Origin of the sequence: Lentilactobacillus parakefiri, from assembly GCF_002157585.1 — a bacterium.
Classification (GTDB): Bacteria; Bacillota; Bacilli; order Lactobacillales; family Lactobacillaceae; genus Lentilactobacillus; species Lentilactobacillus parakefiri.
In genome coordinates, this window is sequence record NZ_BDGB01000030.1 from 7,218 (window position 1) to 19,350 (window position 12,133).

6 protein-coding genes, 2 pseudogenes and 1 CRISPR repeat array are annotated in these 12,133 nt (G+C 39.8%); all 8 genes and pseudogenes read right to left on the reverse strand.

Annotated elements, in window-relative coordinates; all coding sequences use genetic code 11:
- A pseudogene (locus LPKJCM_RS13135) lies at positions 1-132 on the reverse strand (transposase); the annotation flags it as partial.
- Positions 133-327: 195 nt separating this feature from the next.
- A complete protein-coding gene (locus tag LPKJCM_RS02590; protein WP_057962139.1) occupies positions 328-969 on the reverse strand; it encodes an NAD(P)H-binding protein in 642 nt (213 codons plus the stop codon).
- A 104-nt stretch (positions 970-1,073) separates the two neighbouring features.
- On the reverse strand, positions 1,074-2,159 hold the full coding sequence (locus tag LPKJCM_RS02595) for an Ldh family oxidoreductase (protein WP_057962138.1): 1,086 nt from the start codon (positions 2,157-2,159) through the stop codon (positions 1,074-1,076).
- A 416-nt stretch (positions 2,160-2,575) separates the two neighbouring features.
- Positions 2,576-2,677, reverse strand: a pseudogene (locus LPKJCM_RS13300) (IS5/IS1182 family transposase); the annotation flags it as partial.
- 49 nt (positions 2,678-2,726) lie between these two features.
- A CRISPR array of direct repeats spans positions 2,727-5,006; the repeat unit is 36 nt; unit sequence GGGTTTAACCTTATTGATTTAACATCCTTCTAAAAC.
- 28 nt (positions 5,007-5,034) lie between these two features.
- Entirely contained in the window at positions 5,035-5,706 is a 672-nt protein-coding gene (gene csn2 / locus LPKJCM_RS02605; protein WP_057962136.1) for a type II-A CRISPR-associated protein Csn2, read from the reverse strand.
- A complete protein-coding gene (cas2, locus tag LPKJCM_RS02610) occupies positions 5,703-6,008 on the reverse strand; it encodes a CRISPR-associated endonuclease Cas2 (protein WP_087069523.1) in 306 nt (101 codons plus the stop codon). Before cas2 ends, csn2 begins: the two co-directional genes overlap by 4 nt.
- Positions 5,986-6,891 carry a type II CRISPR-associated endonuclease Cas1 gene (gene cas1 / locus LPKJCM_RS02615; RefSeq protein ID WP_057962135.1) on the reverse strand — a complete coding sequence of 302 codons (906 nt, stop codon included), beginning with the start codon at positions 6,889-6,891 and terminating at the stop codon, positions 5,986-5,988. Before cas1 ends, cas2 begins: the two co-directional genes overlap by 23 nt.
- 208 nt (positions 6,892-7,099) lie before the next feature.
- Entirely contained in the window at positions 7,100-11,209 is a 4,110-nt protein-coding gene (cas9, locus tag LPKJCM_RS02620; RefSeq protein WP_057962134.1) for a type II CRISPR RNA-guided endonuclease Cas9, read from the reverse strand.
- Positions 11,210-12,133 lie beyond the last annotated feature (924 nt).

Sequence of the window (12,133 nt, forward strand, 5' to 3'; positions counted from 1 at the left end):
TAAAGAATCAGCCGTAGGCTCAGCTTTAGTTGACCAAATTTTGTAATAGTTGTAAACTGACCGCCATTCTGGGAAATCACCGGGGACTTGACGCCATTGGCAACCGGTTTTCAAGACATATAGGACCGCACAGAAGTGGATGAGACATTAGTTAGCAAGGTGCTTATCAATGCAACTTGGCTTGCCATTTTTAGATTGATAAAACTTGCGGCAAACGGCTGATCTCGGCCATTTAAGCCAAAAAAAGTAACGCATTCTGGTTTTGAATGCGCTACTTTTTTACTTAAATTCTGGGATCAAATCGCCTTTCGTCCCAATCTTGTCAAATTAATAAAACGACGGTTTATCCCAATTCGTATTTGGCTCGTTAACGCCTAAGCTCTTGCGGGCGTACTTCCGGGACTCATCCTGCAAGATGTTGACAATCAGTTGGGCAACGGCTTGACGGGTCACTTGGGTCCCACCAAATGGCTGGTCGCTGTCAGTTAACTCATAGTTGGTGTTACCGTCTTTATTATAAAGCCAAGCTAACCGCAGCAACGTGTAAGTGAGATCAGAATCCTTGATGACTTTGGCGGTTTTAATCCGCTTGGTGATTGAGCTTTCAATCATACTGGTATTCCACTGACCAAAGGCGCCCTTGACCTCATCTTCAATTCCAAGGACGGTGGCTCCGATAAATTGGCGGACGTGGTTGGCATCCATTGCTGCCCCAATATTTTTAACGGAATCGAGATCACGCATTTCATTCAAATACACCGCGTCAACGCCATCCATGGCCTGATTCAAGGTATCCTTGTCGTTGAAGTCGCCATCAATGACGGTTTCTCGGCTTGGATCAGTCACTTTAATACGATTGTTGGCATTGCGAGCATACAGTTTTAAGTTAAAATCAGTTTGTTGTAAGAGGGCTGGAATCAAATAACTGGAAATTTGACCTGCGGCTCCTAAAATTAATACAGTTTTCAATTGAATACCTCCTCAAATCATTTTGTTACCACCACTACTATAACGCTTTTGGTTGCAGAAAAGCATTTTGTAGAATTAGTCATTAATGGAGATACCAATCAAAATTAGATTGCCTGGGGAACGACGACACCGGCTTGCTTGCCAATTGTCTCCAGCTCCTGAGCGGTCTTATCATCAATCACAACGCCTTGCTTAAGATTCTCGTCATAATGTTTATACTCACGATCGCCGGGGATCATGATATGAGTCCCGGGAACGTGCTTGAGGTGGCGAATCCGATCAAACATCTTAGTAGCTCGTTGTTTGAGATCATCAAGCTCGCCAAACAATGCCGGATTGATGGTTAAGAAGAACTGACTGAAGTCGTGGCGACCCGGTTTGTTGGTATCAGCCGAAATTGAGCCCTGAGCTAAGATGCCCGTTAATAATTCAACCACTAAGGAATTACCAAATCCCTTATAGTTGGAATTTTGTTCAAGTAAGCCACCAAGGGTTAGGACTCCGCCGCCAGGCTCATCTTCCGTGAAGGCAACTTTGGCCAAATTGTCTTCCACTTTTTGCGCATCGGTGACCACGTGTCGTTGGTCATCAACCGCCCAGTCGCCGGGAATGGGTTGATTGTTTTTGGCGAGCACTTGAATCTTTCCACTGGAAACAATCGAGGTCGCCCCATCGAAGACAAAGGGATGGGGGTCAGCCGGGAAAGTAAAGGCGAAGGCATTGGAACCCAAGAAGGCCTCAGTCGCGTTGGTTGGAACAACTAATGGGCGCGTGTTGGTCAAGGCAATCCCAATTAATCCTTGCTTAGCGGCTAAGCGGGCATAGTAGCCGGCCGTTCCGAAATGATTGGAGTTGCGGATAACAGCCAGCGAAATCCCCAATTTCTTGGTTTTGTCGATTAAGCTGTTCATTGCAAATGCTGAGGCAATCTGACCCATGTTTTTATTGGCATCGATCAGTAGGCTGGTCGGCGTTTCCTTTAGGACTTTCACTTTGTTTTTGGGTTCAATAATGTGTTCTTTGATCATGCTGGTGTACCAAGCCAACCGTTGAATCCCATGGGACGAAATGCCCCGTAAATCCGCATCAACTAATGTGTCGGCAAGTAGGGCGCCATCATGTTCTGAAAACCCGTCTGTTGCAAATACCTTTTCTAAAAATGTTTTTTCTGCTGATGAACTTATTCTCATCAGATCCGCTCCCTTTCAAATGAAGATTGATTTTCATTAGACGCAAAAAATCCCTGAACAAAAATAATTGTCCAGGGACGAATTTAGTCGTGGTGCCACCCAAAGTTTGTGATTCAACTTACGCTGAATCACCTCAAAAATACAATCAAAAAGATCATATTCTGGGGGATATCGACCCCTCAACGTGTCTAAAGCTTTCACTTTCGACAAGACTCCGAGCTCATCTTCACCGATTGGTTTAGCCTGCATTTTCAGCATTCAGCAGTCTCTGTTTGGTAAGCCAACCAGTTACTCTTCTCATTAACGTCTCATGTTTAATTAACCTGAGAATAGGCCATGCCAGATCTTTTGTCAATAGCTGATTGTTCGCCGTCACTGATTTAGTCAGTGATCGATCCGCAGTTTCTCGTCATCCCGAGATTATATTTTCGAGGCTTAGTTCGCTTACGAAAATTTTCTAAAGCTGGTCGAATTAATTCAAATTGTTGCCGAGTAATATTGCTGGGATAATTTTTCATAGCTTAAACTCGCTTTTTACATAGAAGTATATCAAAAATCATAGATCTTGGACAGCTTCTTATTGATTTAACATCCTTCTAAAACCATGTTTACATATGTCAGTAATCCATTAACGGGTTTAACCTTATTGATTTAACATCCTTCTAAAACGCGTTTCAACAGAGTTAGCAACTTGTGCATGGGTTTAACCTTATTGATTTAACATCCTTCTAAAACAAGTTGTGGTCGCGGGTAAGCGACCTACAAGGGTTTAACCTTATTGATTTAACATCCTTCTAAAACTCGGGGAACTTATTATGGCCGGATTAAGCCGGGTTTAACCTTATTGATTTAACATCCTTCTAAAACGTAATTTTTAATGGCTTGATCTCTTTATTAGGGTTTAACCTTATTGATTTAACATCCTTCTAAAACGAAACTCGTGGGCGGTAGTACCATGTACAGGGGTTTAACCTTATTGATTTAACATCCTTCTAAAACATAATCAATTGAATAACCTTTCATTTCAAAGGGTTTAACCTTATTGATTTAACATCCTTCTAAAACGGAATGAAGAGCACAAGGGACTATACATGGGGGTTTAACCTTATTGATTTAACATCCTTCTAAAACAGCTTAAAAGGCGCGATAGATACGTATGGTGGGTTTAACCTTATTGATTTAACATCCTTCTAAAACATGAAAGTATAAATATATTATCTGTTGTCGGGGTTTAACCTTATTGATTTAACATCCTTCTAAAACTGGCAGCGCGTTCATTGCGAACGTCAGTTTGGGTTTAACCTTATTGATTTAACATCCTTCTAAAACAAACCCCCTGGGCCAAACTTTCCAACGTGTGGGTTTAACCTTATTGATTTAACATCCTTCTAAAACAATATGCTTTCAGAATCATAACTCATGATCGGGTTTAACCTTATTGATTTAACATCCTTCTAAAACACCATAGTTGACCATGATTCGCCAATCCTGGGGTTTAACCTTATTGATTTAACATCCTTCTAAAACCCTTTCTGGTATCCTTTTTGCCTTTGGTTTGGGTTTAACCTTATTGATTTAACATCCTTCTAAAACAATAGGCTTGCGCAATATCTGCATCTTCGCGGGTTTAACCTTATTGATTTAACATCCTTCTAAAACCTAAGTGCTGAATGACTACAGTAAAATTAAGGGTTTAACCTTATTGATTTAACATCCTTCTAAAACAGGTCTAGCGATTATTATTTGGCTTATTATGGGTTTAACCTTATTGATTTAACATCCTTCTAAAACCCTGCGGTGTGATAGCAGTAAAATAGGCTTGGGTTTAACCTTATTGATTTAACATCCTTCTAAAACTAAAAACTAACGAAGCAATCCATAAGCGTTGGGTTTAACCTTATTGATTTAACATCCTTCTAAAACCGATCATAAAAGTATATCCATCGTCATTTGGGGTTTAACCTTATTGATTTAACATCCTTCTAAAACAATGTTATGTTTTTCAGCTGGCGTTAATTGGGGTTTAACCTTATTGATTTAACATCCTTCTAAAACAGACCTTTTCGGGGCGTGGAATATCAATTTGGGTTTAACCTTATTGATTTAACATCCTTCTAAAACTGCCTTTTGACTTTGTTAAGTGTCGTAAGGGGGTTTAACCTTATTGATTTAACATCCTTCTAAAACTCGGACCAAGTATTACCTGGTCATTAAGCCGGGTTTAACCTTATTGATTTAACATCCTTCTAAAACTAAGCGTATCACCGACCGGATCAGTCCCGTGGGTTTAACCTTATTGATTTAACATCCTTCTAAAACGAGGAAACTATGAAAGAGACATTTAAAGTTGGGTTTAACCTTATTGATTTAACATCCTTCTAAAACAGACAACCGAGTTGGTGAATATTCAGACTGGGGTTTAACCTTATTGATTTAACATCCTTCTAAAACAGAAGTTATCAAGGGCGTTGCTAAAATTGTGGGTTTAACCTTATTGATTTAACATCCTTCTAAAACCTTTTTTAGTATCCTTTTTGCCTTTAGTTTGGGTTTAACCTTATTGATTTAACATCCTTCTAAAACTCCCTATGATGTTTCTGGTAAGGAAACCGAGGGTTTAACCTTATTGATTTAACATCCTTCTAAAACTTATAACACCGGCGACTGTGGCAGAGCTAAGGGTTTAACCTTATTGATTTAACATCCTTCTAAAACTGATGACACTTTGGAACATACACTTTTTGAGGGTTTAACCTTATTGATTTAACATCCTTCTAAAACCCCGTTTGATGATGAACATAAATTGTCTGCGGGTTTAACCTTATTGATTTAACATCCTTCTAAAACCGATTTTTTATAACCAGGTTTTAATGTGTTATGAATGCCAATCAACAAAGTCCTCGTCAATGTAGTAGAAATCGCAATTGGTATAAAGCTCCTGTGACTTCATATCTGTGAATTCTACTAATAATGTCGAGATCGCTGTGGAACTTGTAAGCTTGGATAAGTCAGTTAATTGCTGCTGATTAAGATAATGAGCGACATTAGTTAGACCAACTGCAGACTTCAATCCACACTCCAAATGAATTTTAATAATTGATTCAATTATAGCATATGGGTTCTGCATGGTATCAGCATTAAAGTGAATTTTGCAGTACTTGAACAGCTTCTTCAAATCCCAATCGTAGGTAACTTCCAAAGGTAGATCAATCATGAATAAGCATTTCTGAACACAGGTATACAGTTGGCTGTTAATGTCAGTTATGGACTTACGCTGATCATCAGTCAATACAGCTTCAAGTTGCTTGTAAATTCCAGAACTATATTTTTCACTCACACCATCACTAAGCCCCACATCCCCTTGCCAATCAATGGCATCCTTCACTTCAAGCGACTCAAACGCGTCATCAAACAATTTAACTTTGTCGTTGAATGAGCTCAACCCGACGATGAAGTCATGATAGACCGCTGGATTATTTGTTGCAATCACTGTCGGTCTTTTCGAACTTAACTCAATTTCCTTGTGAGCAGCATACGAGATTTTCATAGAATAATCGTCCTTTCTGAAGAATTCCGAACATCTTCCTTTGGCTTCCCGGCTATAAAGTGCATGTCATTATATTGCTTTTCAGTCATTATCAAGGATTGAATCAGTCCTTCAGGCGGTGCAATTGCCGCAATCCTTTTCTCCATGAAGTCTGCGGATTTCTTATTCACACATACTCTTACATAGACCGAAAACTGGATCATCAAAAAGCCTTCATTAATCAAAGCTTTTCGAAATTTCCGGTAATTTCGCCGATCTTCACTGGTTTCAACTGGCAAATCAAACATTACCATTAATCGCATTATTCGGTACCTCATTTTTTAATTCCACCTCGATTTGAATTCCATCCGTTTCACCGCTTAAATACTTCAGGCAATTGCGAACATGTTCAGAAATAATGTTTCGAAACAACATTTCTTTGCCGTTAAAGGTCATTTCAAGGTTCAACAAATCTACCAAGCCAAATTTCACATCTGGTGTCAATTCCTTGAAATTCTGATTTGCCAACCAATAGTCAATCACCGGCCGGAAAGGCTCCATCAAGTCCGATCCCAAATTAAATTGATTATCGTTGCTGTGGTGATGAATACCCAAATATGTGAGATACCCATTGGAGACAATCTCACGATTAACGTTGGACAATAGAATTGAATACCCATAATTGAGGGCAGCATTCACTGGAGAAAAGTCGCGCCGACTAAATTTGTTATCAAATAATAATGGGAAATACTTTCGTGCAACGACCGCTTCCCGATTGGTAACATCATCGACTTCCAGTTTATCCAGTTCAGCAATCAAGTCAGCATTCTCAACCCCATAGATCGATAAAACATTGATTTGATTCACAATTTTGCTGGCAACAATCTTTGTCCAAAGTAATTGTTGTCGTTTTGCATCCCACTTAAACTGTTTCTTAATCAGATCGACATCCCGATTATTGGGGTAATAGCCAACCGCTTCACAGACTGGTTCACTGGCATTATCCGTGAAGATAATTTTGACTTGGCTTTTTACTAATTCGCTAATTAAAGCAGTGGTAATTACTGCCTGTGTGGTTGATACCAAGAGTAGGTCAATATCTTCAATTGGCACTTGGTTAATCCCATCCATTGTCTGAACAATCATATTTCTTGATGAATAAGACATCTTTGCATGTTGTGATACGACGACTGATCGCCATCCCATAATAAAATCTCCCTTGCCTCAATTAATGAATTGGGGTATTATTATTTGTGTTGGGTAGCTCCCAACATGTTTGACCTTATTGATTTAACATCCTGTGTTAAAATCAAGCAATGCGCTTTGCGCGGAGTTTCCACTTTTGACCCATTATATGGGCATTACATAAGCGAAAGGAACCATTCTTCGATTTGGAGAATGGTTCCTTTTTTGGTTATAGATCTCTTAAAATAATACGACGTTCAAATAATCCAGTTGGTGATTGACATAAGATTATAGTTTCAGGATTCAAGTTAATAGGACCATGTGATTGAAACATTCCAAACGGTGAGGATATACCAAGAACTTTCAGATTAGTCATAGTTGCATTTGCATGCAGGCCATTTAAAATATCCGAGATGGTTTCGCGCTTCCCGTTGGCCACTTTTTTACTTCCATCAAAAGTATCATGTAGTGGTAATCCAATAAACTTTTGTTCCCCTTCATGTAGGTTCGTCCGATAATTACGTTGATCATACAATGCAAAATACCGATCAACCTTATCCAAAATCTCATCATAGACGTTATCATACGCAGCACTCTCCTGTGCCTCATCCAGCTTTCCTTTGCTTGCAAGGGTCTTAACGGATTCATCAGACAGGACCAGCTGCTTGGCATTATATTGATAAGTTGAACTCCCAAGCATGAACTTCTTATCACCGTCAATCACAAGCTGGCGGTACATCACTTTACCCAAGACAACTTCAAAGTCTTCAACTGTTTGACTGATTTCCCCAGTTTTCCGACTTTTCTTGGACTTTGTAAATTGTGGCGTCAAGACATCTTTGAGGACTTGGTCGTATTTGGCATCACTCACATTCTTGGCAGCATTCAGCCGATCCAGCGCCCGCATTGGCACGCCGACAACCTTGTACTTATCACCCTTCTTATCGTGAATTCGGACAATCGCCATATATGCATCGTTGCTACCACTGTATCCGCCATATACATCAACCGCCTTATCTGCTTTCGTTGGGATCAACTTTTTCCGTCCGGCCTCGTCTGCTGGATAGATTGTTTGGTTAAACATTGCCCCACGGAGAGTGTATACCTCTTGAGAAATCAGCATAAATTTATAATGATAAACATCCCTCAACTGCTTAATTGAAGTTTCGCGATCCCAAATTACCTCACCAGTTTCGGTGTCAGCAATTCTCGCCTGGGTATCATCTGTTAAATCATGCAGGAAGTTGAAATTACGCATGGTAACCTTATCTTCTCTGAATTTCTTGAAGTCACCATAAACGAAGTAAGGACGTAGCTTAATATATCTGTGATATAGATATCTGCCTAAGAATGCGGTCAGATAAGCATCAAAGGCATGATGGTAATCATTGATTTCACGGTTCTTGATAAAGGCGAACTCATCTCGCATCTGATGGTTCATCCGAGCCGTAATTTCAATAATCTTGGTATCATCATTGCGATATTTGTCACCAAGAATATTTGCAACAAGCTTGATCACCTGGCTGGTTTCCACTAACTGTCGTCTAATAAAACCGTGCATGGCAAACTTACTAATGGTATCAGGATTCGTTTGAAGATTCTTTAGTTTGCGTTTATTGATCAATCCCGCTTCAGCAAGCTGTTTCCAGAAGTGAGCCATTTTGACGCCAAACAGCTTCAGTGGAACATTAGCTGACTTACCATTGTTCACTGCCTTTGATACAAGCACCCGGTTACTTAATGAATCATCCTTGATAAACGCCTGTGGCAAAATATGATCAATATCATAATTACTGATTTCATCGATATTAATTGGCTTACCCGTATACATATCCCTCCCAAGCTGAGTGAAGTAAAGATACAGGCGATCAGTCAGACCCTTCTTAGACTTCGAAGCATTATCCAATTCAGATAGAATGTCAGGGTTCATGGATTTAACCAAGGTCTTAGCAGTATCTTTCAAGGTATCTTCGAGCTGTCGTTCACGTGAGATTGTCCGCCGCGGATTCCGGTCTTCTGAACGGGTAAATTCAATTGAGATGAACTTAGGTGCAACACCACCCATTGCTCTTTGAATGTCATCAACCACTTTAACGACTTGTCGAATGGCCTTCTTGTTTTGCGGAGAAGTGTATGCATCTGCCAAGACGTCTTCCACATCAGTTGCCTTCATCTGATCGGCGTTGGCTTCATGGATTCGTTTAGCAAAGTCATCGTCAGATTGAATCTGCATGAAGTTCTTGTTGGTGTTCCAAAGTTCGTCAATGATTCGTTCACCCTGATCGTTGACAATCCCAGTCAGGAGTTTCTTGGAAAGTCGGCCCCACCTTTGGTAACGACTGGATTCAAGATCATCCTTTTGCTTATCAGACAACCATGAAATTTCGTTGAGTTTGGCCCGCAGAATTTTCTTGTCTTCAAAGACAGTTGACCACTCAACGATCTTCTCAAAATCATCTTGGAGGTCGGGATCGTCAACTTTATCGCCGAAGAGCTTTTTGAAGTCGTTGTAAGTTCCTAATGAATTATTAAAATGATCAGGATCGGATAAACCAGAAATGTCAGGATTGTTTGGCAATCCAGTTTTATCTTTAATGTAGTTCTGCATCTTCTTAACGGAGATGTGCTTATAATTTTCAAACAGATCTTGATAAATCGCCTGTTTGTCAGCAACCTTCAACGAGTCACCATTTACCCGGACCATATTCAACTCATTAAGCACTTTGAACTTTTCATACAGCAAGCTTTCGTCTGGAAGAACGTCTTCACCAATTAAATAAGTGTCCTTCGTGGTCATCCGCTTGATGAACTTATTGGCCGATTCCATTCGATCAACTTTCTGGTCAAAGTTCCAAGGCGTAATTTGACCTGGTTCCTTGCGTTTCATCCAAGAAAAGACTGCGGCCCCAGACTTTTTCTGATCCTCAGGAGTAATCATTGGACCGACATAGTATGGGATTCTAAAGGCGACCAGTTCTTCGATTTTGTATTTTGCCAGGTGCAGATCATGCTTGTTAGGGTTAGATTCTGCCAGCCAAGGATAATATTTACTTTGGTGTTCGATGATTTCATCCAATTCTCTTTGGTGGAGTTGATGAGGAATGACACCATTTTGAGATGTCCGTTGCTTTGGCATGAATTTGTCAGCGTCAATCAGATCCATGATTTGTTTTGATAACTCTGAATCATCCAAATTCTTTTTCACACTCGAATAGAAGTCATCTTGTTCGATGACTTTACCATCGTTGCCAACATATTGATCATATGCCTTCTTCAATGCTGTTTTCTTCTTGGAATCTGAAATCTGACCAATCAACTTTTTGTATAACTTCAAGTGATCATGGTGGTCGTTGTACTTTTTAATCATTGATTCTGATAATGACATTCCATTTGGGACAATTTGGTTTAAGGTTACTTGAGAATACAAGTCTTGAATGATCCCAATGATCGATTGCTGATTTTCATCCATTTCAGGTAAAATCTTCTGCAGTTTGGCATCAATATCTTCATCATCAAATTTCACCGCCCATGGTTTTGAATCTTCTGGGTCACACTGCACGGCCACATCCAGCTTGGATTTATATCCTAAAATAGCATTGACGATTTCTGAAGCAATCTTGCCGTTAAGTTTGTCCACGGCTTTATCGTCCATTGTAACTGGGACAATTTTTGAAATTTGCTTTTTCTTATCAAACTTACGAATGGATGGGTCAAGAAATTGTTGGCCGATCTTTTCACTATTTGCGAAATTAATTTGGAAAGATTCTTCAGGATTTATTGCTGTATATAACTCATTTAACTTTTTAAATTGATCATCAAAATTCACTTTCGATGCTTTGAAGGAATCCACCGGTGTTGAATTTAAGAAATTTCCACGATACTTGACAATGTGATGAAGTGCCAAATACACCATCCGAATATCGAACTGTTTATCCTGAGTCATGAGCGCATGACGTAAGTGATAAATGGTTGGGTAATCGAGGTGGTACTGTTTGTCGGTTAAATCTGGGAACAGCGTTGAGTCTTTGAATGCCTTACGTGAATCTTTGGGCGACCAATTAGATTGTTTTAAACGGGCAAAAAAAGTACTGTCCACAGGTGTGATATATGGATCAAATATTTCATCCAATAATTTCAACCGCCACTTTCGTCTGTTCAGACGGCGACGAGTCGTTCTGAACATCCGCCGATCAGCAGCTGGGTTGCCTTCTCGGAATAGTCGGGCACCAATCGCCGTCTTCCCTTTAACGCGTAAAGGCTTGCCGTCTTCTCCCATTGCGACCCAACCAATTGACGATGTCCCGATATCGAGACCTATGTGATAATTATTAACTTTCATACGATAAAACTCCTCAAAATAATGTTGCCCAGTAAACTCCTTCAGGCACATCACCTATTATGCATGAACTAATAAACATTTGAAATCCTTCTCACATATATTTGCTAAGAACCTGTTTTTAATCTTTAATAACGTTTCAAAAAAGGCTAATAAAGGCTAAGGCTATCATAATTCGACTAGTTTGTAGGTAACGTTCGCAGTTGCGCCATAGGCGCCCTTTTAAAGCTGGCCAGTTGTGCCAATGACTATTTGCATTTATTTGTCCGAAAGCTTGACATAAGATCCTATTCCTTATATAAGGAATCAGCAGAGCAGCCAGTTTGGTGTAGTGCCACGATAGATGATTTAAATTCGGCTGAGTATCGATTGTTAGACGATTTAGTGGTCATAATAAAAGACTCCTTTGAAATAATTATGGAGAACAAGTTGTCCGTAATTACATCATAAGATTTTTTAATTAGCTGCCAGGTATCGCTGCTCTCATGAGTTAACCGTCCTGAGATTTGTTCTGGGAACCATTGGCGTTGAATGATACAGTAAAAAAATAACCACCGACTAGGGTCGCTCGTTAACTAAGGGGCCTATGGCGGTGGCTTTTTACTTGTGGATTTAGGGAATATCTGATGGCACAACAAAAGGCCGGTGCTGTAACACCGACCTTACAGACCACCCTTAAGGTGGCACAGCTATAGTCTGATTAAGTTGTTCAACCGGTCAAAGGTAGGGACGACTTTTTTATTTTTTCATCCTTTTTTTGATCGCAAAATAAATTGCCTCGATTTAAAATTGAAGTGCAACACCTGCTCTACTAGACCAGTTCTTTATTCAGACTAGTCAAAAAGGCCATGAAGACCTATTCTTAATTCACCACAAACAAGAAAGAGGTATCTTCATGACCCGAATTAAGAATATCATATCTAATCA

What these genes read in the sequence shown, in the direction of transcription:
- cas9 (WP_057962134.1), bottom strand. Translation starts at nt 11,209, where the DNA reads ATGAAAGTTAATAATTATCACATAGGTCTCGATATCGGGACATCGTCA.
- csn2 (WP_057962136.1), bottom strand. Translation starts at nt 5,706, where the DNA reads ATGAAAATCTCGTATGCTGCTCACAAGGAAATTGAGTTAAGTTCGAAA.
- cas1 (WP_057962135.1), bottom strand. Translation starts at nt 6,891, where the DNA reads ATGGGATGGCGATCAGTCGTCGTATCACAACATGCAAAGATGTCTTAT.
- LPKJCM_RS02595 (WP_057962138.1), bottom strand. Translation starts at nt 2,159, where the DNA reads ATGAGAATAAGTTCATCAGCAGAAAAAACATTTTTAGAAAAGGTATTT.
- cas2 (WP_087069523.1), bottom strand. Translation starts at nt 6,008, where the DNA reads ATGCGATTAATGGTAATGTTTGATTTGCCAGTTGAAACCAGTGAAGAT.